This window comes from Eubacterium sp. SB2, from assembly GCF_001244405.1.
Lineage (GTDB): Bacteria > Bacillota > Clostridia > Lachnospirales > Lachnospiraceae > Faecalicatena > Faecalicatena contortus_B.
Genome location: NZ_LN865153.1, coordinates 782404 through 807081, shown reverse-complemented (window position 1 = coordinate 807081; position 24678 = coordinate 782404). Strand labels below are relative to the sequence as shown.

General features: G+C 47.5%; 20 protein-coding genes and 1 pseudogene. 14 read left to right on the top strand and 7 right to left on the bottom strand.

Annotated features, from left to right (window positions below; all coding sequences use genetic code 11):
* Positions 1-6 precede the first annotated feature (6 nt).
* From ligA to BN1938_RS15930, 3 genes are all read left to right on the top strand, one after another.
* Positions 7-1962, top strand: coding sequence for an NAD-dependent DNA ligase LigA (gene ligA / locus BN1938_RS15940; RefSeq protein ID WP_050641538.1), 1956 nt, complete (start codon positions 7-9; stop codon positions 1960-1962).
* Between the two features lie 138 nt (positions 1963-2100).
* Positions 2101-3564, top strand: coding sequence for an ATP-dependent Clp protease ATP-binding subunit ClpX (gene clpX, locus BN1938_RS15935; RefSeq protein WP_050641537.1), 1464 nt, complete (start codon positions 2101-2103; stop codon positions 3562-3564).
* Between the two features lie 410 nt (positions 3565-3974).
* The gene (locus tag BN1938_RS15930) at positions 3975-5246 is read left to right on the top strand and encodes a cation:proton antiporter (RefSeq protein WP_050641536.1); all 1272 of its coding nucleotides are present in this window, start codon (positions 3975-3977) and stop codon (positions 5244-5246) included.
* A gap of 56 nt (positions 5247-5302) precedes the next feature.
* Here BN1938_RS15930 and BN1938_RS15925 read toward each other — a convergent pair whose 3' ends face one another.
* Positions 5303-7018: a S8 family peptidase gene (locus tag BN1938_RS15925; protein WP_050641535.1), complete on the bottom strand. Its 1716-nt coding sequence runs from the start codon at positions 7016-7018 to the stop codon at positions 5303-5305.
* Positions 7019-7228: 210 nt separating this feature from the next.
* On the opposite strand from BN1938_RS15925, the gene BN1938_RS15920 reads away from it, so the two are divergent.
* Both BN1938_RS15920 and BN1938_RS15915 read left to right on the top strand, forming a co-directional pair.
* Positions 7229-8047, top strand: coding sequence for a zinc ribbon domain-containing protein (locus tag BN1938_RS15920; protein WP_050642725.1), 819 nt, complete (start codon positions 7229-7231; stop codon positions 8045-8047).
* Positions 8048-8058: 11 nt separating this feature from the next.
* On the top strand, positions 8059-8538 hold the full coding sequence (locus tag BN1938_RS15915; RefSeq protein ID WP_050641534.1) for a signal peptidase II: 480 nt from the start codon (positions 8059-8061) through the stop codon (positions 8536-8538).
* Here the strand turns inward: BN1938_RS15915 and BN1938_RS15910 are convergent.
* The 5 genes from BN1938_RS15910 to BN1938_RS23475 all read right to left on the bottom strand — a co-directional run bounded on the left by BN1938_RS15910 (position 8519) and on the right by BN1938_RS23475 (position 11676).
* Positions 8519-9358, bottom strand: coding sequence for an NAD(P)-dependent oxidoreductase (locus BN1938_RS15910; RefSeq protein ID WP_082203034.1), 840 nt, complete (start codon positions 9356-9358; stop codon positions 8519-8521). The two genes, BN1938_RS15915 and BN1938_RS15910, sit on opposite strands and share 20 nt — an antisense overlap.
* A gap of 68 nt (positions 9359-9426) precedes the next feature.
* Complete coding sequence (locus tag BN1938_RS15905; RefSeq protein WP_050641533.1) at positions 9427-10830, bottom strand: IS66 family transposase; 1404 nt, start codon at positions 10828-10830, stop codon at positions 9427-9429.
* A gap of 12 nt (positions 10831-10842) precedes the next feature.
* On the bottom strand, positions 10843-11001 hold the full coding sequence (locus BN1938_RS23480) for a hypothetical protein (RefSeq protein WP_156320709.1): 159 nt from the start codon (positions 10999-11001) through the stop codon (positions 10843-10845).
* Positions 10998-11378, bottom strand: coding sequence for a hypothetical protein (locus BN1938_RS15900; RefSeq protein WP_050641532.1), 381 nt, complete (start codon positions 11376-11378; stop codon positions 10998-11000). Before BN1938_RS15900 ends, BN1938_RS23480 begins: the two co-directional genes overlap by 4 nt.
* 148 nt (positions 11379-11526) lie before the next feature.
* The gene (locus BN1938_RS23475) at positions 11527-11676 is read right to left on the bottom strand and encodes a hypothetical protein (protein WP_330581582.1); all 150 of its coding nucleotides are present in this window, start codon (positions 11674-11676) and stop codon (positions 11527-11529) included.
* 257 nt (positions 11677-11933) lie between these two features.
* On the opposite strand from BN1938_RS23475, the gene nudC reads away from it, so the two are divergent.
* The 7 genes and pseudogenes from nudC (at position 11934) to BN1938_RS15875 (ending at position 18996) form a co-directional block, all read left to right on the top strand.
* A complete protein-coding gene (gene nudC / locus BN1938_RS15895) occupies positions 11934-12770 on the top strand; it encodes an NAD(+) diphosphatase (protein WP_050641531.1) in 837 nt (278 codons plus the stop codon).
* Between the two features lie 12 nt (positions 12771-12782).
* Positions 12783-13205, top strand: coding sequence for a bacteriohemerythrin (locus tag BN1938_RS15890; protein WP_050641530.1), 423 nt, complete (start codon positions 12783-12785; stop codon positions 13203-13205).
* A gap of 179 nt (positions 13206-13384) precedes the next feature.
* A complete protein-coding gene (locus BN1938_RS24270) occupies positions 13385-13720 on the top strand; it encodes a DUF2935 domain-containing protein (RefSeq protein WP_330581581.1) in 336 nt (111 codons plus the stop codon).
* 18 nt (positions 13721-13738) lie between these two features.
* Positions 13739-13885, top strand: a pseudogene (locus BN1938_RS24265) (DUF2935 domain-containing protein); the annotation flags it as partial.
* A gap of 15 nt (positions 13886-13900) precedes the next feature.
* Complete coding sequence (locus tag BN1938_RS24260) at positions 13901-14290, top strand: DUF2935 domain-containing protein (RefSeq protein WP_369794804.1); 390 nt, start codon at positions 13901-13903, stop codon at positions 14288-14290.
* A gap of 11 nt (positions 14291-14301) precedes the next feature.
* On the top strand, positions 14302-17985 hold the full coding sequence (locus BN1938_RS15880) for a multicopper oxidase domain-containing protein (RefSeq protein WP_050641529.1): 3684 nt from the start codon (positions 14302-14304) through the stop codon (positions 17983-17985).
* A 156-nt stretch (positions 17986-18141) separates the two neighbouring features.
* Positions 18142-18996: a YitT family protein gene (locus tag BN1938_RS15875; RefSeq protein ID WP_050641528.1), complete on the top strand. Its 855-nt coding sequence runs from the start codon at positions 18142-18144 to the stop codon at positions 18994-18996.
* A gap of 68 nt (positions 18997-19064) precedes the next feature.
* Here BN1938_RS15875 and pepT read toward each other — a convergent pair whose 3' ends face one another.
* The gene (gene pepT / locus BN1938_RS15870; RefSeq protein WP_050641527.1) at positions 19065-20285 is read right to left on the bottom strand and encodes a peptidase T; all 1221 of its coding nucleotides are present in this window, start codon (positions 20283-20285) and stop codon (positions 19065-19067) included.
* Between the two features lie 235 nt (positions 20286-20520).
* Between pepT and BN1938_RS15865 the strand changes: the two genes are divergently transcribed.
* Positions 20521-22581, top strand: coding sequence for an efflux RND transporter permease subunit (locus BN1938_RS15865; RefSeq protein ID WP_197278222.1), 2061 nt, complete (start codon positions 20521-20523; stop codon positions 22579-22581).
* On the top strand, positions 22578-24623 hold the full coding sequence (locus tag BN1938_RS15860; protein WP_050641526.1) for a hypothetical protein: 2046 nt from the start codon (positions 22578-22580) through the stop codon (positions 24621-24623). The genes BN1938_RS15865 and BN1938_RS15860 overlap by 4 nt, the downstream gene beginning before the upstream one ends.
* Positions 24624-24678: the final 55 nt, after the last annotated feature.

The following is a 24678-nucleotide window of genomic DNA, read 5'->3' as shown; positions in this document are numbered from 1 at the left end:
GTATTTATGGCAGACAAGAAGAAAAGAATGCAGGAGCTGGTAGAGCTCCTGAACTGTGCGCGCCGTGCATATGAGCAGGAAGACACGGAGATTATGAGCAATTACGAATACGATAAATTGTATGATGAACTTCTGGGACTGGAACAGGAATTGGGAACAACTCTTGCATCCAGTCCTACCATTAATGTAGGGTATGAAGTGCTCAGCGAGCTTCCGAAGGAGAGGCATGAGCGGCCCATGCTTTCGCTGGATAAGACGAAAGATGTGGAGCAGCTGAAGGCATTTCTCGGAGAGAAGGAGGCGGTGATCTCCTGGAAACTGGACGGCCTGACAATCGTACTGACCTATCGGGATAAAACGCTGGTCAAGGCAGTCACAAGAGGCAATGGGGAAGTCGGGGAAGTGATAACTAATAATGCGAAAGTATTCAAAAATCTTCCCATAAACATTCCCTACTCTGGGGAGCTGATCCTGAGAGGAGAGGCCGTGATCGGGTATCAGGATTTTGAAAAGATCAATGCAGAGATTGAGGACGTGGATGCAAAGTACAAGAATCCCCGGAATCTCTGCAGCGGCTCTGTACGCCAGCTGAATAACGAGATTACAGCAAAACGCAATGTCCGGTTTTTTGCATTCAGTCTTGTGAGCGCGGAAGGAGTGGATTTTCATAACTCCCGGGCTGAACAGTTTGACTGGCTGGAGACACAGGGGTTTGAAGTGGTGGAACACCATTTGGTTACAGCGGAGACGATTGAGGAGCAGGTAGAGTGGTTTGCACGGCAGATTGCGGAAAATGATTTTCCGTCGGACGGGCTCGTGCTTGTCTACGATGATATTGCCTATGGGCAGTCACTGGGTGCAACCGCAAAGTTCCCAAGAGATTCCTATGCTTTTAAATGGGCGGATGAGATCCGTGAGACGAAGCTGCTGGAGATTGAATGGAGCCCTTCCAGAACCGGATTGATCAATCCGGTTGCCATATTTGAGCCCGTAGAACTGGAGGGGACTACGGTCAGCCGCGCCAGCGTGCATAATCTTAGTATCATGGAAGACCTGGAACTCGGCGCCGGTGACAGGATCCAGGTGTATAAAGCCAACATGATTATCCCGCAAATAGCGGAAAACCTGACCCGAAGCGGTGTGAAGGGCATTCCGGATGCCTGTCCCGTATGCGGGCATGATACCAGGATATCTATGGAAAATGACACCAAAACGCTGTACTGCACAAATCCGCTCTGCCAGGCAAAGCAGATCAAATCCTTTGCTCTTTTTGTCAGCAGGGATGCCATGAATATGGAAGGGCTCTCAGAAGCGACGCTGGAAAAGTTTATAGCAAGGGGGTTCATAAAGGATTATACAGACATTTTCCATCTGGACAGATACGAAGAAGATATCAAAACAATGGATGGATTTGGTGAAAAATCCTATGTCAATCTGATCAACAGTGTGGAAAACTCCAGGAATACAACGCTGCCCAGGCTGGTATACAGCCTGGGAATTGCCAATATCGGAGTGGCGAATGCAAAAATGATCTGCAAGGCGCTGGACTATGATCCCGGAAGGCTGACAGAGGCTACGGTCGAGGAATTAAGCGGGATTTCAGGAGTGGGTGGTGTCATAGCAAAGGCTTTTGTGGACTATTTTGCAGATCCTGTACACAGAGAACTCTTTGAAAGGCTTCTCAAAGAAGTAAAGATTCCAAAGGAAGAGGTACAGGCGGGAGCACAGGTTTTTGAGAATCTGAATTTTGTAATAACAGGCAGCGTGGAACATTTTGCCAACCGGAATGAGGTGAAAGAGGTGATTGAGTCCCGGGGCGGGAAAGTAACCGGATCCGTTACCTCAAAAACAAACTATTTGATTAACAACGACGTGCAATCTGCCTCCTCCAAAAACAAAAAAGCAAGGGAGCTGGGAATTCCGATCATATCAGAGGAAGAATTCTTAAAAATGCTTGAATAATAAGGGATGGTTTAGAAAAAGTTCATTTGTAAATCACATAGAACTGCGTTATAATCATTTAGAAGGAATGTGAGAAGGTACAGAGCCCCCAGAGACCCTGTACGAGGGAGAAATGCGTAAGTGAAAGAAGGGAGAGCTATGTCAGATAAAGATTTTGTCATTATAGATGAAGAGGACCACAAGGAGGATGGAAAAGACAGCACCATTGTGGAGGAGCAGAAGGAGACATCCGTGACTGCCCAGGGAGAGGACAGCGGGGATGATGAGTATGAAAAGTACTGCCTGATGTGCCACCGTCCGGAGAGCGTTGCCGGGAAGATGATCGAACTTCCCAACCACATCACGGTATGCCAGGACTGTATGCAGAAGAGCTTTGACGCAATGACCAATGGCGCCATTGATTACAGTAAGTTTATGAATGTGCCGGGCGTACAGTTTATGAAGATGTCAGACCTGGAGGACAAGATTCCGAAGAACCAGAAGGTCAAAAAGAAAAAGGATAAACCAAAAGAAACGCCAAAGATCAATATCAAAGATATTCCGGCTCCGCACAAGATCAAAGCGCAGCTGGACGAGTATGTGGTAGGCCAGGAATATGCGAAGAAAGCAATGTCTGTGGCTGTTTATAACCATTATAAAAGAGTTGCAACGGACAGCATGGACGACATCGAGATCGAGAAGTCCAATATGCTGATGATCGGGCCTACCGGAAGTGGTAAGACCTATCTTGTGAAGACGCTTGCCAAGCTTCTGAATGTGCCGCTGGCGATTACGGATGCCACCTCTTTGACGGAGGCAGGCTACATAGGCGACGATATTGAAAGCGTCGTATCCAAACTGCTGGCGGCCGCAGACAATGAAGTGGAGCGGGCGGAACAGGGGATCATTTTCATCGATGAGATCGATAAGATCGCAAAAAAGAGAAACTCCAGCCAGAGAGATGTGAGCGGTGAGTCTGTACAACAGGGACTGCTCAAGCTTCTTGAAGGCAGTGAGGTCGAAGTGCCGGTGGGGGCAAACAGCAAGAATGCCATGGTGCCGCTTACCACCGTAAATACAAAGAATATCTTATTTATCTGCGGAGGGGCGTTCCCGGATCTGGAAGATATTATTAAGGAGCGATTGTCCCACAAGACATCCATGGGATTCAACGCTGAACTGAAAGACAAATATGAGCATGACGAGGATATCCTGTCCAAGGTTACGATGGAGGATCTGCGGACATTTGGAATGATCCCCGAGTTTATAGGGCGTCTGCCTATCATCTTTACACTGAAGGGCCTGGATCGGGGGATGCTTGTTAAGATACTGAAGGAACCAAAAAATGCGATCCTCAAGCAGTACAAAAAGCTGCTGGCACTGGATGAGGTTAACCTGGAATTCGACGAAGGGGCACTGGAAGCGATTGCCGAAAAAGCGATGAAAAAGAAGACTGGTGCAAGGGCCCTTCGTGCAATTATAGAAGAGTTTATGCTGGATATTATGTATGAGATACCGAAGGATGATAATATCGGGCAGGTAACTATAACGAGAGAATACATAGAAGGAACGGGAGGGCCGATTATACAGCTCAGGGGACAGGAAACACTGCTGCTGAGTTAGGGAGACATTTGTCTGTCCCGGAAGGAGCACACAACGCCGGCAGGGATGCCTGCCGGTGGTGATAGATACTGGCCGTTCGGCCTGTTCTCCGTAAAGATTCAATAGAAAAATTTGATGGAACCGACGACATACAGCCTCAAATCTGATGATTTGAGGCTTTTGTTGTCCTGGACTTTGCCTGAGGAAGCAAAGCCTGTCCATCAGATTTTTCTATGTTTTTTCTGCGGTAATACGAGATGTTTCATATATCCAAAACCATCGGCAGTTGGATTTAAATGTAAAGTAAAGAATGCACAAAATGACTGTGAAATTTGATCAATTTTAATGGAAATGCTTGAAAATCTTATGAGAAGGGTGTATTCTTTTATCTGTTCGGGATAATTTAATGTGAGAAATGTGAGGAGAAAGATATGAGCGGCTACAGGTTTTTACTAGATTTGGCTATTATTCTGTTATTCACGAAGGTTCTCGGGCTTTTGACCAAGAAAGTCCAGATGCCTCAGGTGGTGGGGGCGCTTCTGGCCGGGCTTTTGCTTGGGCCGGCAGGTATCGGGATTCTTGAGGAGACTTCTTTTATTCAGTCTTTGGCTGAGATTGGGGTCATTGTACTGATGTTCTGCGCCGGAATGGAGACTGACATTAAGGAATTGAGGGCGAGCGGGAAAGCGTCTCTGGTGATTGCATTGTGCGGGGTTATTGTTCCGCTTCTGGGGGGATTCGGCGCGGCTTATATTTTTAACAGGCCGGGGATGATTGCTTCGGATGTTGACACGAGTCTTCTTTTGCAGAACATTTTTATTGGGGTAATATTGACCGCTACTTCAGTAAGTATTACTGTCGAGACGCTGAAGGAGTTGGGAAAACTGAAAACCCGCTCTGGAAACGCAATTTTAGGGGCGGCTATTATAGATGATATTCTTGGCATTATTGCGCTGACTATTGTGACAAGCCTGGCAGACTCTTCCGTAAAGATCGGTACGGTTATGCTGAAAATTCTTGGTTTCTTCGCCTTTGCTGGTGTGGTTGGCTTCCTCTTTTACCGCCTGTATAAAAACTGGGTGGACAAGGCCAGGAAGGAATTGCACCGACATACGATCATAGCATTTGTGTTCTGCCTGCTGATGTCTTATATCGCGGAAGTGGTATTTGGAGTTGCAGATATTACGGGTGCGTTTATCGCGGGTCTGATTATTTCGAATGTGAGGCGTTCTACATATCTGGAAAGTAAGTTTGATACAATTTCCTACCTGCTGCTGTCGCCGGTATTTTTTGCCAGCATTGGACTTAAAGTTGTACTGCCGGATATGTCGGCTGCGATTGTAGGATTTGCAGTTGTTTTGACAATTGTGGCAATTCTCACGAAAGTAGTGGGGTGCGGTTTGGGCGCAAAGCTGTGCGGATATCAGAATTACCAGGCCAGGCGGATTGGTGTGGGTATGGTATCCAGGGGTGAGGTTGCACTGATAGTGGCGAGTAAGGGCGCTGGCCTGGGGCTGCTTGGTTCGGCATTTCTCGGACCGGTGATCATCGTTGTGGTGGTTACGACGATCATTACTCCCGTACTGCTGAAGATTGTATTCAGGCCGGGTGCGGCAGCGGCTCAGGAGCCTTCGGTTCCTGAAAATGAGATGGTTACAAGCTATTATGAAAATGTTGATGAGATACGTGGAGAAGGACGCTGATTAAGCGTCCTTTCTGTTTTTAAGGAGACTGTAAATCGGCAGATAGACTGCCGGTTTTAAGGCAGATTTCTGAATCTGCGTATCGCTTCAAATGTATTAAACAGGTTCAGCTGCCCGTATCCCCATTCCCTGTTTGGAAACGTCATATTTGGCGGGCGCACGGCTCCGAGAAGCAGAATGCTCTTAATCTGGTAAGAATCAATCCGCGGGCTGCCCAGCTGGTAAATAACCCATTCCACAAGCAGTGCGATGGCGCCTGCAGAAATGGCTATAGATATGCTTGAACCAGAGCGGACGGCATAGCGGCCTCCGGGAAGCGCCCCTTTTATGTTGATGCCCGGAGCTGTGAGATCCGGGTTGATCTGTTCGTATCTTGTGTATCCTCTGCCGGAACTCAGTGCGATACTGTTGTTGGATCCATCATAATAGGAGACAACAATTGTGCTGATCGTGTTGCCGGGATTCGTCAGCGTATAGTACGGATCTGCGTTTAAGAAATAGACCTCGCCTCCTATAAATTCTTTCACAGGCAGCCAGATATGGAACCGTCCGTCTATGGTCTGCACAGGGGTAACGTTTACCTTCCATATGCCGGGAACAGGCGACTTGAAGCTGAAAAAAGCCAGTTCAGACGTGCTTCTTTCTACGATGAGACGGTAACTGACAGTGACCTGCGTCCTTTCAAATATGAAATTATACTCGGAGCTGGCGTTGGTTTCCATGATGACCGGCGTGGTTGTTTCTCCAGAGGGGGAGGTCAGGGTGATGGACAGTACATTGGGAGTATCTGCCCATAATTCCATTACAAAGCCGGGGACATTTTCTCCAACCCGTATCTCCACCGAATTAGCAGACCCCCCATTGTGTATTTCGTAAGAATAATGGTGCCTCTGGTCGGCCTCATTTCCCCCGCCGACGACGGGAATGCGGCTGTTAAGAATACTGTATCCCTCCAGAACCTGAGAAAGCGGTGTCAGGTTGATATGCCCGCCCAGGCTGGTGCCCAGTGCAATGCACAGCACAAGCGGCATGTTTTGGGCTGAAGCCAGTTCGCTTAAGTAACGCAGGCCAAGCAGGATATCGGTATCCTGGTAACAAGGAACGGTAGAAGGAATAAAATAATAATCCCGTAAGTATTGTTTGGCCTGCTTCAATTTGACAACGCCGATTGTGCATTCCGGTGCGGCTCCAATAAATTGCTCCTCAGGGTTTCCACTGCCTGCTGAAATACTGGCGATGAAGGTGCCGTGTCCTGTCTCATCCACCGACGGCACTACTGACTGGGGATCGTCGGACTGTAGCGCCTCATTGATCATTTCTCTTGTGTATTCGGTTCCGTAGGAAAAGTTCTCCGGCGGCGCGCCGGACTGCACTGTCTGGTCCCAGATCCCGGCAACCCTGGTTGAGCCGTCCAGGCCGCGGAAAATGGAATTTGCGTAATCAATTCCCGTATCTATGAATCCGATCATGACATTGTTCCCTTTCAGCTGCAGGGTGGGATAATTCTGAATTGCCAGAATACCGGACTGATTCAGCGCCTCCATACTCAAAAGGGAATAGCATTTGGGGATGGATAGATATGTATATCTTCCCAGGTTGACCGGATCAGCCTGTATAGTGGAGGCATAAATACACCGGTACCCAAAATCGGCTTCCTGCTCGCATAACTGGTCCCGCGGGACGTTTGCCAGAGGCTGAGGAATTGCATCGAATATGACAAAATCACGGTAATCTTCAGACAAAATGCGTTCTCTGCATATATTAGGATCCATTTCAAATATCCATTCTGTTTTTTAATATGTATATGAACATCCGATAGCAGAATATGCGGGGATCTTATAGGGATGCTATAATCAGGATCAGTGCTTAAAATAATATTAAATAAAAGGAAATCGGTTGAAGTTGGCATATTATGGGGTATAATGTATATAAATATGAATCCGTATGTGACAGGATTTAAATACGAAGGGAGATATACAGATATGAAATCATTTTTTGAGGACTTGGGCAGAAAAATCGGTGAAACAGCGGAAACAGTGACAAATAAAGCGGGGGAGGCAGTAGAGGTCCAGTGGCTGCGCAATCAGATCAGGGCGCTGGAACGTGGCAATGAGAGAGATTATGCTGAACTTGGGAAGATGGTTTATAACCATTATAAAGACGGCGAGGTAGTGGATTCAGAGGCCATCGGTATCTGTGATGCGATTCAGAACAGAGAGGAAAGCATCGGTAAGTATGAGCAGCAGATTTCGGATGTGAAAGGTGATGTTACCTGCGGAGGATGCGGTAAGTCAGTGGCAAAGGATATGGCGTTCTGTCCGCACTGCGGATCAAAAGTTCCGGAGCAGGCTCCGGCTAAGGAGGGGGACTATGCAGACGCTGTGAAGGAAAAAGTCGTGGATATGGCCGGGAAAGTGAAAGAAAAAGCAGAAGCCGCCGCTGAAACCGTGAAGGAAAAGGCAGAGAGCACTGTGGAGTCCATAAAAGAAAAAGCAGGTACTACAGCTGAAAATGTGAGAGATAAGACGGAAAAAGCGGCAGATACTGCGAAAGAAAAGACAGAGGATGCAGCAGATACGATAAAAGAAAAGACAGTAAATGCAGCAGACACGATAAAAGAAAAGACGGAGAATGCGGCGGATACCGTAAAAGAAAGAACCGCGCAGGCTGCTGATGCAGTGAAGGAGAAGACCGCTGAGGCTGCCGGTACTTTAAAGGAAAAGGCAGAGGATGCGGCCGAGGCCGTCAAGGAAAAGGCAAAGGAAGCGGAAGAAAAAATAAAATCCATGACTGAAGAGTAGGGGGGAGCCCCATGATTATTTTGGTTTTAATGAGTCTGACGCTGAGCCTTGCGCTGATTGATATTGCGATAAAGTCTTATGTGGAAGGATATATGAATAAGGGCGAAGAGCGCACCGCATGTAAGGGCAGGGTTCTGATCCGGAAGGTATATAATAAAGGGATGTGCCTGAACCTGTTCGAAGACCATCAGGACTTTGTGAAGGTATCCTTTGCCATCGTGACGATGCTGCTTACGATCTATCAGTGCATTACACTGGTCAGAAAGAGACATTACCTGAAAAAAGCGGGTCTGTCCCTGATGACAGCCGGAGCGTGGAGCAATACCTTTGACAGATGGATACGCGGCTATGTGATTGATTACGTTGGCTTTAAAACAAAATGGGAAAAAATCACCAGGATTACGTATAATCTCGGTGACTTTTTCCTGGCTACGGGGGCCGTGCTTATGATGCTGTCTTCGGTGTTTCATTTTAAGAAAAGAAGGAACTGATCTGTCCGGCAATGATTTCCATAAGGCGGGTACGGGATTCCACGCTCTCCCAGCCAATGTGGGGCGTGATGAGCAGCCGCCGGCTGTCCTGGATGGAACGCAGAGGACTGTCTTCGGACATGGGCTCTCTGGCCAGGACATCCAGGCCGGCGGCAGCGATCTGGTTCTGGTTTAGTGCGGCGGCAAGCGCATATTCCTCCACAATCTGGCCACGGCCGAGGTTCAGGAAAATCGCATGGGACCGCATTTTACGGAAAGCGGCCTCGTCCATCAGCCTTTCGGTATACTGGTTCAGAGGGGCATGTACGGAGACGATATCCGAGGACGCGAGGAGTGTCTCAAAGTCCACCTGCGAATAACCGGGCTGCGGCTGCGCGCCGGACGGGGAACAATAGATGACATGGGCGCCGAAAGCCTCCGCAATGGATGCCACCCTGCGGCCGATATTGCCCAGCCCGATGATACCCCAGGTCATTCCCTGAAGTTCATGGAAAGCCTCTGCAAAATGAGAGAATGAGGTGTCATTCACATAGCGGCCGCTTTTTACATAATTGTCATAGTAACTCAGTTTTTCCAGCAGATAGAAGAGCATGGCAAAGGTATGCTGGGCGACGGATTCCGTAGAATAGTCTGCAACGTTGCGCCAGGCAATGCCTCTCTTTTCGAGATATTTTTTATCCAGAACGTCCGTCCCCGTGGCCGTCACACAGATAAGCTTCAGATGTTCTGCGGAGTGGATAGTCTGTTTGTTGATGGTTATTTTGTTTATAATGAGGACGTCTGCACCCTTCACACGTTCCGGTACTTCGTTACTATTCACAGTCGATTAGGGCATGACAAATAGAGCGGGTGTCATTTCCGCTTGATTTTTCATATTTGAATCGACTTTCAAAGAGGAGGTGATGAGGAAAAAACTTCTTCAACTGTATAGGGATTTCCGGTACACAAACGTTTTAGAGCGTCGATCTCATTGATGTGATTTCGGCGGCAGGTTTCTATGTATGTTCTGATGAGTGCATGATTGTCCGCTGCGGCTTCAGATTCAAATTGGCCAGATATTTTCATATGGGATTTCACACCACGAAGTCCACGTTCGCTGAGGTTGTTTGTGGTAGGCAAGCTGAAGTCCTCTACCCATAGAAAGTATGGTCTGCGATAAGTGGCAATTCTGTTCAAAAGGGTTCTTTCCCATGCCGCACCATAATTGTTGGGATCAGCCTCATTTTCAGACCAGCCGTTTGCAAGATATTCATCCACTTTCTTGTAAAATTGTGAGATGTAGGACTCATCAAAAGAAGACTCGTTCCGGGCAATCGCGTCATTGCGTTCCTTGATGGTTGAGCTGATAAGCTCCTTTAAATCGTCAGACCATTTATGACAGGTATTATCAGAGTTTTTTTGGCAGTCTCTTTGAAGATGCTGGTTACATTCGATGTTTTCGAAGCTGTATTTCTTGTTGTAGTTTACGGTATTGTGGTCGTGCATTGTTTTTGTGGCAGAAGTCAGGAGATTTAAAACGTTGTCATCATCAAGGCTCTCCATATCCTTATGGGCATGAGCGGTGTAATAAGCAATGGTTTCATCGCCATAAAAACGAAAGCAGGCTCTTTCTGTGAGGATCATGATTACCGTATCATCCCAGTAGATTATCTTGCGCGTGATGAGCAAAAGCTTAAGATCCTCTCGAAATTGAAGCAGTCCCTTTGCGGCACGCACCTGCAGCTTCGCAACATATCCCTCACATGGGGTTAATTCTCCGCCTGTGATACCATCGAGAAACATAGAGACCTTATTCATGGACGCATTGACAGTATTAGTGAGGGATAAAGCGAGTGCCTGTAATTCACTGCCATACTGAGCCTTTTCCTTGAGCGTCGGTGGTATTTGAGAGCGAAATACGGTTCCGCAATTATTACATTCGTAGTAAAAGAATTCATGCCTTATCTTTACTACTTTGATGCGTATATCGTATTCGTATTTGACCTCGGATTCGCCGGTAGGCGTGCAGTCAGAGAGACCACACTTTGGGCAACACTCATCATCCTGCAATGGATGTTCGATCGTTTCGGTCACCTCGGATTCATCCGGCTCTTTCAGAGATGATTTTTCGTGTCCAACCTGTCCGCCTTTAGGCTTGCCCGAACTACGTCGGGAGTTTGGTATGAGTTTGTTTTTATTTATCGGTGTTTGTGATGTCGGAGTACCGGTATTGCTGCCATCATGATTAAGAAGAGCCTCCGCATGGGCAAGCCTGTTTTGAAGTTCCTTGATAACAGCGTCCTTCTCGGACAAGGATTCTTGATATCATTTTTTATCGGAATCCTTTGATTTTTGGAGACTCTTAACAGACCTGCGGAGACTGGCAATCTCCTCCTGGTAGCCGAGAATACGATCTTTTAGTTTTGCTATTTCTGCGGTTGCCTTTGCAAAGTCGCAACGCAGATCACCGGTAAACTTTATCATAGATTGTCAGGCACCTTTGTAAGAATAGCAGATATAGAACTGCATATTTTCTCGAAGGATCGAATAGTGGCTCTCAAAGCTTTTATCTCGGATTGGAGAGCAGATATCTCGTCATTTTTATCTGCCAAACTCTTTTCAAGAGATTTGATCCTTGAAGATGAACTGTCAGTAGCAGTATTAGTGGTTTTATTATCTGAAGATGAAGTTCTTCCGCGACGCCCGGAAGAGGGAATTAATCCCCCGGTTTCTGGATCAAGTGTACCAAGATATTTTCTCTTAGGTCTTGATTGCTTTGTGACGGGATCATAGTGAGGGGTAGACTCATAAACTCGGGTCTTGCCGGTTTTCTTATCATAATGACGAACGATAGTAGACATGGTGAATCTCCTTTCAACGAATAATGGCTATATATATTATATTATAACCACTACTAATTGTCAATGGATAGTGGCTATAAATATATACAAATATGACCACTATGTTTGTGCATTATGGCAAAGAAAAAGAAGCTCTGTTACGAGCTTCCTAAAGAATGAACGCTAAATCGACTGTGAATAGTAACGGTACTTCTGCGGAGGTGGAAAAGGGGTACTTGACAACTTCACCTAACTGGTCAAAACGTGAGAGGTCAATATCCTCCCCGATTGTTTTTGCGTCCAGAAATACAATTTTCATAGTGAGCTCCTTTCTTTTTGCGGATGGTCTGTATTTAAACTCTAAAACTCATTTTGGTACAGGAAAGAAACAGGTTCGTACGGCGAATGTACCGCAGAGCATGAATCGTAACACTATTATTTAACAGTTTTTGGGATAAGTCAATATCCGGGGTGCAGCAAAGAAAAAAATGTGTTATGATAGTTACTATGCACGGCCCATAAGCCGTGAATAGTAACCTATGATAAATAGGATAACTGGGAAAGCGGGTAAGACGAATGATACAGGATATTGCACCACATCAATACGACAACGGGTACAACCCGGTCCCCCCGGACAGGGACAGTATTGCCTTATATTATGAGGAACATACCGCATTGATAAAGAATACGGCGGAGGGAATTGAATTCCCGAGATTTGCGGATCTGGAGCGGCTTAATGAGGAGATATACGAAGAGTATACATATTTATTTTCCATAGATGAAGAACGCTACTATCTGGTAGAGGAGATCAACAGAGAACGGCTTTCTGCGTTTGCGATGGAGAATACGGAGATTTTCCGCAGGGCAGATCCTCAATACCGCGCATTTGCGGGGATAACCGGATATCAGCTGTATAGCTGGTACAAGAATCACAGGTATTGCGGGCACTGTGGTTCGGCGATGAAAAAAGATAAGAAAGAGCGGATGCTCTATTGTGAAGAGTGCCATAATATGGAGTATCCCAAGATATGCCCGGCAACGATTATCGGTGTAACCGACGGCAACCGGCTGCTGATGTCCAAATATGCCGGTAGGGCATATAAAAAATACGCACTTCTTGCAGGCTTTGTGGAAATCGGGGAGACCGTGGAGGAAACCGTGAAAAGAGAAGTCATGGAAGAAGTGGGGCTGAAGGTAAAGAATGTCAGGTACTATAAGAGCCAGCCATGGTCGTTCAGCGACACTGTGCTGATGGGCTTTTACTGTGATCTGGAGGGAGACGATGCCATTACGCTGGATGAGGAAGAACTGGCCCTGGCAGAATGGTTTGAGCGGGAGGAGATTCCTGCCGGCCCCCAGAGGGACAGTCTGACAAATGAAATGATCATGAAGTTTAAAAATGGAGAGATTTAGGAGGAGAACAAGATGAGAGCAGAATTTGATGACAGCTTAGTAACAGGAAATGAGATGATTGATTCACAGCACAAAGAACTGATTGATAAGATCAATAAACTTCTGGAAAGCTGTGAGAGCGGAAAGGATAAGCTGGTGGCGATTAAGACGCTGGATTACCTTGCAGACTACACCGATTTCCACTTTTCAACGGAGGAGAAACTCCAGGAAGAGATTGAGTATCCGGGGATTAACGAACATAAGAAGGAGCATGAGAAGCTCAGAACAGTTGTAAAAGAACTTTATGAGATGCTGGAGGAAGAAGAAGGGCCGTCCAATGCTTTTGTGGAGCAGGTGAATAAGAATGTAATTGAGTGGCTCTACAGACATATCAAAGGGTTCGATAGGTCGGTTGCAGAGTATAAATTCATGACGGGAAACAGTGAGCGTCTTTAGGGGAAAAGCTGTTTAAAAAAAGTCTTGCAGGAATGCAGGACTCTTTTTGCGTCTGTGGGGAATGGATTTTGAAAGATAATTCTATGTATGACAGCAGCTATTTAGGTGTTTTATAACACCATATATTTTACTGCCGCATATATTAGGGTAACCCCTAAAATAAAAAGGTATGACAAAGTATGGAAAATTATGCAGTATTATCAATTGAGACACATTTATTTTTTTCTAGAATTATGAAGGAGCACAGCCTTTTTCTGGAGGCGGGCTTCCCGTGCGTGGATAAAACATGGATTCAGAGAGCAGACTGGTTCAGGCAGCAGTTTGAGAACCTGTTAAGAGATACAGTGCGTATTAGCAGCAATCGGGTCAATCGAATGATTTTGAAGTCCGGGGAGCTGGTGACAGAATTTACAGTACCGGCCGAGAGGCGGACGGAACACCTTAGCGGGATATCTATTGACACCAGGATTTCCATGCAGGAATTTAATATCCGCCCGGGTTTTAATCTGCATTAGGGCAGGGATGCCACCAAGGCGGTCCATGCTATCAATAACAGAGCGCTGCAGCTTTTAGACGGACTGATTGCATTTAAAGAAAATATATTGGACGAAGTCAGCAGGGGGGCACTGTACAATGCAAATTACCCCCTGCTGATCGAGCATATCCTCAGGGAAGCAAAACTATACCGGGCTACAGTGGTGGAATTATTGAATGACAGTCAGCTCTCCTATAAAAATCTGAAGAAGACAGAAGAATTCTGGAACAGGATTATGATGGAGCACGCTTTATTTATCCGGGGGCTGCTGGATCCTTCGGAAGCGGAACTAATTGTAACAGCAGATAAGTTTGCGCTGGAATACAAAGAGCTTTTGGAAAGGGCTAGACAGCAGGATTGCCGGGCGGCGAATAGCCTGGCCAAAGCATCATTAAACGAGACACTGAAATACCGTGAGTTTAAAGCAGCTGGGACCGAGGGGATTCTGGATTGCAAAATCGCATCCATAATTCTTCCTCTTCTAGCAGATCATGTACTGCGTGAAGCAAATCATTATATCCGGCTTTTGGAATCTGGCTGTGAGCATTAGGAGGGGATGTTATGGAATTATGTTGTTATCCGGATAAACAGAAACACCGGTTTTATGAAATAGAAGCAATCCAACTTCCTATAGTTTACAACAAATACGGCGATCATGATCCTGATGGTCTGCTATATGTATTAAAAAAAGACGCAGAGAGAATCAGGGAGGGGGCGCTGCGCAATTTCTCATTAGTTCCGCCTCAGCCCTTTGAAGAAGTGAAACCCTTAGTTATACGGGCAAATGTCGGCGATGTGGTTACAATTATTTTTACTCACTCGATTAACCGATCTTTGTCTATCCATGTGCAGGGGCTTGCCTATGATATACAGACATCTGACGGGGCCAGTGTGGGATTTAACAGGGACTCTACTACGGTGAGACGGATTGAATATACATGGTACGCGACAAGGGAGGGAGTTTTTTCTTTTCAGGATATGGGGGATACCAGAAGCGGAGAAAAAGGGACCAATATACATGGGTTATTTGGGGCCATTATAGTAGAGGCACCGGAATCCGTATGGCTGGATCCTGAGACAGGGGACGAATTGCAAAGCGGGCTGTTCGCCGATATTTACCATCCCGTACACCCTTCATTCCGGGAATATGCGATCTTTTTCCACGATGAGCTGGAGATTAAAAACAAAGACGGAAATCCGCCTGTTGATCCGCACACCGGCCTGCCGTCAAGTACAACGGCAATCAGCTACCGGTCCGAACCTATGAGAAACCGTCTTCCTCTTACAGGTGGGCACGGAGATACGGGAGAGGACATCTCGATGAGTTCTTGGGTGTATGGAGATCCTGCACCGCCCATATTAAGGGCTTATGTAGGTGATCCGTCTAAAATACGTTTAATTCACGGCGGTGTAAAGGAGACACATGTATTCCATCTGCACAACCATCAGTGGAAGCTGGAGGGGGATAATCCGAGCTCTACGATTTTGGATTCTGTATCATTAAGCCCTCAGGAATGCTATACGCTTGACATTCTCCATGGAGCAGGGAGCCTGAATGGAACTATAGGAGATGTCATCTTTCATTGCCACCTCTACCCGCATTTTCACGAAGGAATGTGGACACTATGGCGGATACACGACAGGCTGGAGGACGGAACTGGCAGGCTGCCGGACAAAACGGTGATCCCGCCGCTTCTGCCCTTAAAAGACCGTATAGCTCCGCCTAAAAAGGATGCCTTGCACCCGGGATACCCGAATTTTATCAACGGCACATTTGGAGCGCGTCCACTTCAGCCGCCCCTGGGTGTTCTGGACGTGGAAGGAAATTATAAAGTAGAACCCACAGAATTAGAGAAAGCAAATTTTGCAGAGGGCTTTGCACCGGGCGCACTTTTTACAGATACTTGTCCCTGCCATACGGACTGCAGTATCTGTAAATGTGTGCAGGATGAAGAAAATGTAAAGGTATTCGAGATTGCCCTGATACAGGCAGATGTCATATATAATCATTTTGGCTGGCATGACCCTCAGGGGAGATTTTTTGTATTAAAAGAAGAGTTGTTAAAGCACGGAGGACTGGATGCATATATCGAAAAGATTGCGTGCGGGGAGATATGTCCGGAGCCTCTTGTTATCAGAGCGAATGCAGGCGATTGTGTGGAAGTACGAATGACCAATCTGCTCCCGGAATTTCTGGAAGAGAGCCCGTTTCAAATGTTCACCATAACGGACATTGTGGGATTCCATATCCATCTGGTTAAATTTGACACCATAGTTTCAGATGGTGCGGCAAATGGCTGGAATAATATCGCAGGGGCAAGAAAATATGAGACGCTGATAGAAAGGTTTTTCCTGAACGCAGAGCTTAGGGCGGTATTTTTCCATGACCATTTATTTGCTAATTCCCATCAGCAGCACGGAGTATTTGGTTCGCTTTTTGTGGAAGAGGCAGGCGCTACATTCCATGATATACACACAGGAGAAGAGTTGAGATTCGGTACAAAAGCAGTTATAAAAAGAAGAGACGGAACATCCTTCCGGGAATTCGGGTTGTTTGTCCATGATTTTGCACTTCTGTTTGATAAGGCTGGGAATCCTCTGAACCCGCCGGCAGTTCCCGGTTCCCATGATGATCCGGGCGTTATGGGCATTAATTACCGCTCAGAGCCTATGCGGGAACGACTGAAGGGCCACAGCGACCCGGCATATATTTTCAGTTCGCTATACCATGGAGATCCATCCACGCCCATTCTGGAAACCTATCCTGGGGATGAGATCATGATCCGCCTTTTGGACGGGGCACATGAAGAACAGCATGCTTTTAACCTTACCGGCATGAACTGGAAAAGGGAGGTGGCTGATCCTGCTTCCCCGGATGCGGCAGCACAGGCTATTGGAATTTCAGAAGCATTTAATATCCATATTACGGATCAATATGCGCCCGGAGATTATCTTTACTATTTTGGGGGTATTGATGACGTGTGGTTAGGCTTGTGGGGAATCATCCGAGCCTATGGAGAACGAAAAGAATGTTTGAAGCCGTTGTGTAAAGGTCCAGACCGCATCCTTCCGCTGCCACCGTGCCCGGGAGTGAACGCGGTTGTACGCAAATATGAAATAGCGGCAATTCAAAGAAGAATTTCTTATAACAGGTATGGCGACCATGACCCGGACGGTCTGATGTTTGTACCGCTGGGAGAGGTGGCGGACGCAATGCAGTGGGATTATCAGCCAAAGCCTTTGATACTACGCGCAAATGCAGGTGACTGGATAGAGGTCACGCTGCATAATCTTTTTGACAATCATAGGCCGATCCAGTATTTTGACTATCCGGTAGTACCCGTTGATTTTCCGCATAAGCCCTCCATGCGTGTATCCTTAAATCCGCAGTTCCTAAAATATGATCCGATCTGTGATTCGGGCGTTAACGTGGGCTATAACAACCGGGAGCAGACCGTAGGGCCGGGCGAGAGCAAAAAATATTTATGGTTTGCAAATAAGGAATACGGCTCCTGTATCATCCAATCATTTGGAGATTTGAGAAACCACAGATACCATGGGCTGTTTGGCGCTGTTATCATCGAGCCTCCGGGTGCAAAATGGTATAGGAAGGATTCTGTGATTCAGGCACTGCATGAAGAAGAGGCAGTTATAACCGCACCTGGAACGGATCCATTCAGGGAATGTGTGGTTATGATTCAGAGCGGAATCCGTATGCTGGATAAAACGGGGACTCTGGTACAGACCACAGTAGGAGACAATGGTGAACCTCCGGATGCGGAGGACACGGGAGAGAAGGGCTTTAATTACCGTTCCGAGAGGTTCGCAAACCGGCTGAAAAAAGACTGGAGAATTTCAAAGATATTCAGTAGTGTGATACATGGTGACCCGGCAACCCCTGTTTTTACCGCCTATCCCGGAGAACGGGTTATCTTCAGAACCATGATGCCGGCAGATAAGCCGCGAAATACAAGCTTTGTTATTCACGGTTGTAAATGGAAAGAGCAGCCGGCTGACCCCTATTCCAGGATTATCCCTGTGCAGGGGGCAGTCAGCATTGGGAATACTTTTAATATGGAGCTGATAGATCCTCCGTGCTGTCCGGGCGATTACCTTTATCGTTCGGGAAGCCTAAAATGGGATGTTGAATCCGGCATGTGGGGGATCTTAAGAGTACTGAAGCAGGGCTTTGGATGTAAATGCAGAAGCGTATGCAGGAAAATTGTGGATTGTGTGCGGCGATAGATAACATGTATGATAAGATAGCCGTGGTGTTGACAAATTGCTGAAGATGGATTAGACTAAAAAACAGAGAAGAGCACATGCGAATTATATTTTATAATTTGTAGGTGTTCTTTTTTGTGCTTATTTGGGAATGCTATAGAGAATGAGGTGAAGCTTATGAAAAAAATGAATTTTAAAAAGCTGGCTTACGATATTATGATTGATGTTGTAGGCGGCATACTGATTGGGCTCGGAATTTATAACTTTGCAGCGAATGCCGCTTTCCCGCTGGCGGGTATTTCGGGTATTGCTCTGATTTTTTATCATTTATTCGGAATGCCGATCGGGTGGGTGACTATGCTGCTGAATGTGCCGATTGCCATTGGGTGCTACAGAACCCTGGGGAAGGAATTCTTTGTGCGCTCCGTGAGGACGGTTATTATTACTTCCCTGATTATTGACTATGTAGCTCCGCTTTTCCCGGTATATTCAGGGGACCGGATGCTGGCGGCAATCTGTACGGGGATCTTTTCCGGGCTTGGTTATGCAATGATATTTATGAACAACTCTTCGACAGGGGGGATGGATTTTATCACGGTTTCGATCAAAGTAAAACGGCCGCATCTGACTCTGGGGAGAATTGTATTTATTACAGATGCGATCATTGTGGCAGTCGGCGGGTATATTTTTAAGGATGTAGACGGGACGATTTATGGATTTATTATCACTTATCTGCTGACATTTGTTATTGATAAGTTTATGTACGGCATTGATGCCGGCAAGATGACCCTGATTGTGACGGAGAAGGGGCAGGAAGTTGCGGATAAGATTGACCACTACTCGGGAAGGGGTTCTACACTGCTGAAGGGCAGGGGGAGCTATTCGGGGATTGAAAAAGAAGTTGTGATGTGTGCCTGCAATAATAAGCAGATGTACACGATCCGGAAAATGATCAGAGAGGTGGATCCCACTGCATTTACGGTTATAATGGAGTCGAATGAAGTTGTCGGGGAAGGGTTTAAGGAAGAGTAAGCAGTTTACTCTTCCTTAAACCCTTTTTACAGTCACTGTTTATGAAAAGGGCATTAAGGTAAATGAAATCAGATTGCCGCATATATCTTAACGAGTTCAAGAACGACATCTGCCGCCAGATCCATCCCCTCTGCAGTAATATGCTCATACGGGCCGTGGTATCCATGTCCGCCTGTACCCAGGTTCGGGCAGGGCAGCCCCTTAAAGCTAAGCTGGGCGCCGTCCGTACCGCCCCGGATCGGAAGAATTAAGGGTGTGACACCGGCGTTTTCGCAGGCTTTTACGGCATTGTCGATGAGGTGCCTGCAGCCGTCTATAATCTCGGACATATTGCGGTATTGCTGGGTGATTGTCAGTTTGACCGTATTGGGGCCCCACTTCTCGTTCATCAGTTTTTCGATATGACGCAGTGTCTGCTGACGCACCTCAAAGGAGGCTGCATCGTGGTCGCGAACAATATATTGAAGTTTGGCATGCCCTACCTCGCCTGATATGCTTACCAGATGAAAGAAGCCTTCGTAATCTTCCGTATCCCGGGGCGTATCCCCGGATGGAAGCATAGAGTTGATCTCCATGGCAACCAGGCTGGCATTGACCATGGTATCCTTGCTGGAACCCGGGTGGACATTCACTCCTTCTATCATAAAATCGGCTTTACATGCGTTGAAATTTTCGAACTGAATCTCGCCTTCTGTATCTCCGTCCAGTGTATAGGCATAATCCGCACCGAATTCCTCTACATTAAAGTGGGAGGCGCCGGCTCCGATCTCTTCATCGGGTGTAAAGGCAATGGAGAGAGGACCGTGGGGAATCCTCTCTGTATTCAAAAGTTCGGCTACCGTCATAATTTCTGCGATTCCGGCTTTATCGTCCGCACCAAGTATGGTTGTCCCGTCACTGGTTATCAGAGTACGGCCCTTAAGGTCCGGCAGATGGCGGAACGTTTCCGTACGAATCGTTCTGCCGCTTGTCCCCAGAACAAAATCTTTTCCATCGTAATTCTCAGTAACGACGGGAATGATATCGTGGTCGCAGAAGTCGGAAACGGTATCCATATGCGCGATAAACCCGATCTTTGTTTTATCTTCATAGCCCGGTGAGGCGGGGAGATGCGCATAGACATAACCATGTTCATCCACCTTTGCATCAGACACCCCCAGGTCTTTCAGCTCCTGCACCAGCAGGCGCGCCAGAGTGAACTGGCATTCACTTGAAGGCACGGTTTCGCTGTTTTCATCGCTCGGTGTGCGGATCACAACATATTTCAAAAGTCTTTCATAAGCTCTCATATTAACAAATCTCCTTTTCTGTTTTATGGGGGTTATTATAACACTTTTCTTAGGGAATATAAAAGCATTCTATAAAGAATTGACGGCGGTATTCAAAGAAGGTAGAATGAAATTAGATCTTGTCGGACAGGAGCGTGGAGTGAAAGCTGTTCCGATATATTACAAATTTGGACCCCTGAGATTTTGTTAAATCGTTCTGGTGCAAGGCACGGGATGATTGGCGGGAGGTGGCTGCATGGAAAGAATGGCCCGCATGATTACAGGGCATAGGAAGCTGGTGGTAGGAATATTTCTTGTACTGGCTTGTTTGTGTGCTGTTCTTATGACGCAGGTGAAGGTGAACTACGCATTGATCGACTATCTGCCGGAGGATGCGCAGTCAACGACGGCGCTTACTCTTATGCAGGATGAGTTTCACGAGGCAGTGCCCAATGAGAGGGTTATGGTGGAAAATGTCACTGCAGTGCAGGCGCTGGAGTACAAGGCGGCGCTTGAAGCGATTGACGGGGTAGATTCTGTCATGTGGCTGGATGATGTGGTGAACTTGAAAGAACCGCTGGAGATGGCGGATCCGGAAACGGTGGAGGCCTACTATAAAGAGGGGAATGCGCTTTTTAACGTGACCATTCATAAGGGAAAAGAGATGGATGCCACTCTTGCCGTCCGCGAACTGATCGGGGAAGAAAATGCGTTGGACGGAGATGCGGCGTCGAATGCATTTTCTCAGGAGATTTCGGTGAAGGAATCCATGAATGCCATGCTGATTCTGATTCCCATTATTATTGTGATTCTTCTGCTTACTTCTTCCTCCTGGATTGAACCGGTATTGTTTCTTGCGGCCATCGGGATTTCGGTGCTGGTCAATATGGGCAGCAATGTATTTCTGGGGGAGGTATCCTATATTACACAAGCAATCAGCCCGATCCTGCAGATGGCTGTCTCTCTGGATTATGCGATCTTTCTGCTGCATAATTTTGAGGAACAGAGAAGGCATACAGAGGATGCGGAACTTGCGATGGTGAGAGCCGTGAAACTGGCCTTTCCTTCCGTTGCAGCCAGTGCGGCCACGACGCTGTTTGGGTTTATGGCCTTGATGTTTATGCGGTTTCGGATTGGATCAGACCTGGGGCTGAACCTGGTTAAGGGGATTGTGCTCAGCTATCTGTCGGTCATGGTATTTCTGCCCGCGCTGACGCTGTTATGCTGCAGGCTGATCGACAGGACGAAGCACAGGAAACTGCTTCCGGAACTGAAAGGAGCAGGAACGCTGCTGCTGAAGATCCGCGTTCCGGCACTGATCCTGGTATTGCTGCTCGTCATTCCCTGCTATAAGGCGCAGTCTAAGTCCAGCTTTATCTATGGAATGGGCGAGGCGAATGCAGCCATGAAGCTGGGGCAGGACAGCCGAAAGATCAATGAAGTGTTCGGAAGGACTGCTTCGATTGTTCTTTTGGTGCCTAAAGGGGATCCGGCCAGGGAGCTTCTGCTGTGTAATAAGATTGAGGAACTGGAACATGTAAACAGTGTGGTTTCCTATGTTTCCAGCGTGGGAAATACAATTCCGTCCGGGTATCTGGATCGTGAAATTACAGAGAATTTTTATTCTGAGCATTTCGCCCGGATCATTGTAAATGCGGATACAAGTGAGGAAGGGGAAGAGGCATTTTCACTGGTGGAAAAAGTGCGGGATACCACGGCGGCATACTATGATGAGGCGTATTCCTGCGGACAGAGCGCAAACCTTTTTGATATGAAACAAATCGTGTCCAGCGATACAAAGCTGGTTAACGGGCTGGCGGTAGCTGCAATAGCACTGACACTGTTCCTGACATTCAAGTCCCTGCTCCTTCCCCTGCTCCTTCTTTTTATCATAGAAGCGGCGATATGGATCAACCTGTCCGTCCCATATTTTGCGGGAAATTCGCTGGTGTATATCGGATTTCTCGTCATCAATACGGTGCAGCTGGGAGCAACGATAGATTATGCTATTTTTATTACCAATAATTATCTGGGCAGACGGAAGACGATGGGGAAAATGGAAGCCGTCAAAGAGGTGCTGAACCGGAACCTGATCGCGATTATGACCTCGGCGCTGATTCTTGCATCGGCCGGCTTCTGTCTGAAGCTGACGTCCTCCAATCCGATTGTTGCGGAGTTAGGGCTGCTGCTCGGGAGAGGCACGTTTCTTTCACTGGCGATGGTTGCGGCGATACTGCCGATGCTTCTGCTCTTATTTGACAGGGCAATCGAAGCGACAACATATCATGCCGCATTTTACAGGGAGGTGAAGCGATGAAAAGATGGAAAGAACAGATACACAATTTTGCAGTTTACTGCGGAACCAACGCCACGGCCTGTATGCCGGGAGCTTCTGTGAATATACGGAAATCTCTGTCATACGGCAGGAGATATGTAGCTGCATTTGCTGTGCTGACACTTGTGCTGTGTACAGGGGCAAAGGAGGTGAAGGCCGCCCAAGAACAGAATATGACAAAAGAGGAAGTTGTATATGCATCTTTGGCGGCAGACGGAAAAGTAGGTGACATTTATGTTGTGAATGCTTTTGATCTTCAGGAGGCAGGGCCGGTGGCTGATTATGGCGAGTACTCTCTGGTAGAAAATCTGACGGATACAAGGGAACTGGAATATAAAGGCAGCAGGGTAAGTACGGAAGCTGACAGCGGCAGATTCTATTATCAGGGCAATCTGGTCAGCAAAGAACTGCCCTGGAATGTCCGGGTTACGTACAGGCTGGATGGAAAAGAGACTCCGCCTTCTGAGATGGGGGGCGCGGATGGAAGGGTGGGCATAACCATCCTAACCTCTGAAAATCCAAAGACAGAGGCATTGTTTTATGAAAAATATATGTTACAGGTTACCGTAACACTTGATACTTCCGTCTGCGATCTTATTACTGCAGAGAATGCAACGATCGCAAATGCGGGAACGGACAAGCAGGTGACATTTACCGTGATGCCGGAGACTGCCGGAAAGATGGAAGTGTATGCCGACGCCACTGATTTTTATATGAAAGGAATCTCCATAGCGGCGGTGCCGTTTTCAGCCGGAGCGGACATGCTGGATCTGAAAGAGATTGATAAACTGACGGACGGGCTGGGAGAATTGGCGGAAGGAGTTAAGGAACTGGATGGCGGGGCAGATCAGCTGAAGAGCGGAGTGGATGCCTTTCAATCAGGAACAGCAGGGCTGAAGGCCGGCGCGGCACAGTTTGGCGATGGAATCCGGCAGTTAAAGGACGGAGCCGACGGACTAAGCAGCGGAGCAGGACTTCTTCAGTCTGGTTCAGGGGAATTCAGAAGCGGCCTGGAACAGGCGGCTGCAGGTTCAGATGAGCTGCTCGGCGGATCTGCGCAGGTGGATCAGGCGCTTCAGCTGCTGAAAAGTGGAACAGCAGAACTTAACAGCCTGGATCTGGCACAACTCCAGGCAATGCCGGACGGGCTGACGGCGCTTGCCGACGGTCTTGAGGCCATACAGGCGGGATATGCCGGGATGTTTGCAGCAATGGATCAGGTGGCGAATGCTTATCCTGTTACGGAGATACAGGATGCAGAACTTTATGCGGCACTGGGGGAACTGCAGCAATCGGAGGCCATTTCCCCGGAGACGCAGGCTGTCATCGGAAAGCTTGCGGGAAACTATGCGGCAGCTGCCGCATTATCGCAGACATATGCCGGAGTCAGGCAGAACTTTGAGCCTTTGCAGGAGAGCACGGCCCAGGTAATACAGAGTATGCGGGATATGGCGGCAGGACTTGGACAGCTTAAGGATGCGGATCCCGACAGCCTGAAAGACCTGGCAGGAGGAATAGCCGGGCTGTCAGACCAGTATACCCAATTCCACCAGGGGCTTGAAGCCTATATGGGCGGCATAAAGGAGCTCGCCGGGGGCTATGGGCAGATCGACGAAGGGATCCGGGGCGTAGCAGAAGGGAGTGCAGGCCTGGCAGGAGGCATGAAGCAAACGGAAGAGGGCGCGTCGGAACTTCTGGGCGGCGTAGATGCGCTGGACAGCGGCGCGGCGGTACTGGCGGACGGGATGTCTCAGCTGACCGGAGGATTAAAGGCTCTCAGGGACCAGACATCGGGAATGCCGGATGAGGTGAAAAAAAGTATAGATGAGATGCTGGAGACCTACAGGAATTCCGATTTCACACCGGTTTCTTTTACCTCGCCTGAGAATAAAAATGTAAAATCCGTGCAGTTTGTATTTGCAGCAGAGGGCATAGAAAAGCCAAAAGCGGCGGCGACACAGAAGGAAGAGGCAGAGAAAGAAGGATTCTGGGAAAAATTATTGGGACTATTTAAGTCGAAATAGTTTATGCAGGCACAGATGGTAAGTTCGGAGAGTGTAGGGCCATGCAGGACCATCC

Bases quoted from the DNA above. Each gene is read 5' to 3' on its own strand.
- ligA (WP_050641538.1), top strand. From the start codon at position 7: ATGGCAGACAAGAAGAAAAGAATGCAGGAGCTGGTAGAGCTCCTGAAC.
- clpX (WP_050641537.1), top strand. From the start codon at position 2,101: ATGTCAGATAAAGATTTTGTCATTATAGATGAAGAGGACCACAAGGAG.
- BN1938_RS15930 (WP_050641536.1), top strand. From the start codon at position 3,975: ATGAGCGGCTACAGGTTTTTACTAGATTTGGCTATTATTCTGTTATTC.
- BN1938_RS15925 (WP_050641535.1), bottom strand. From the start codon at position 7,018: ATGGATCCTAATATATGCAGAGAACGCATTTTGTCTGAAGATTACCGT.
- BN1938_RS15920 (WP_050642725.1), top strand. From the start codon at position 7,229: ATGAAATCATTTTTTGAGGACTTGGGCAGAAAAATCGGTGAAACAGCG.
- BN1938_RS15915 (WP_050641534.1), top strand. From the start codon at position 8,059: ATGATTATTTTGGTTTTAATGAGTCTGACGCTGAGCCTTGCGCTGATT.
- BN1938_RS23480 (WP_156320709.1), bottom strand. From the start codon at position 11,001: ATGATAAAGTTTACCGGTGATCTGCGTTGCGACTTTGCAAAGGCAACC.
- BN1938_RS15900 (WP_050641532.1), bottom strand. From the start codon at position 11,378: ATGTCTACTATCGTTCGTCATTATGATAAGAAAACCGGCAAGACCCGA.
- BN1938_RS23475 (WP_330581582.1), bottom strand. From the start codon at position 11,676: ATGAAAATTGTATTTCTGGACGCAAAAACAATCGGGGAGGATATTGAC.
- nudC (WP_050641531.1), top strand. From the start codon at position 11,934: ATGATACAGGATATTGCACCACATCAATACGACAACGGGTACAACCCG.
- BN1938_RS15890 (WP_050641530.1), top strand. From the start codon at position 12,783: ATGAGAGCAGAATTTGATGACAGCTTAGTAACAGGAAATGAGATGATT.
- BN1938_RS24270 (WP_330581581.1), top strand. From the start codon at position 13,385: ATGGAAAATTATGCAGTATTATCAATTGAGACACATTTATTTTTTTCT.
- BN1938_RS15880 (WP_050641529.1), top strand. From the start codon at position 14,302: ATGGAATTATGTTGTTATCCGGATAAACAGAAACACCGGTTTTATGAA.
- BN1938_RS15875 (WP_050641528.1), top strand. From the start codon at position 18,142: ATGAAAAAAATGAATTTTAAAAAGCTGGCTTACGATATTATGATTGAT.
- pepT (WP_050641527.1), bottom strand. From the start codon at position 20,285: ATGAGAGCTTATGAAAGACTTTTGAAATATGTTGTGATCCGCACACCG.
- BN1938_RS15865 (WP_197278222.1), top strand. From the start codon at position 20,521: ATGGAAAGAATGGCCCGCATGATTACAGGGCATAGGAAGCTGGTGGTA.
- BN1938_RS15860 (WP_050641526.1), top strand. From the start codon at position 22,578: ATGAAAAGATGGAAAGAACAGATACACAATTTTGCAGTTTACTGCGGA.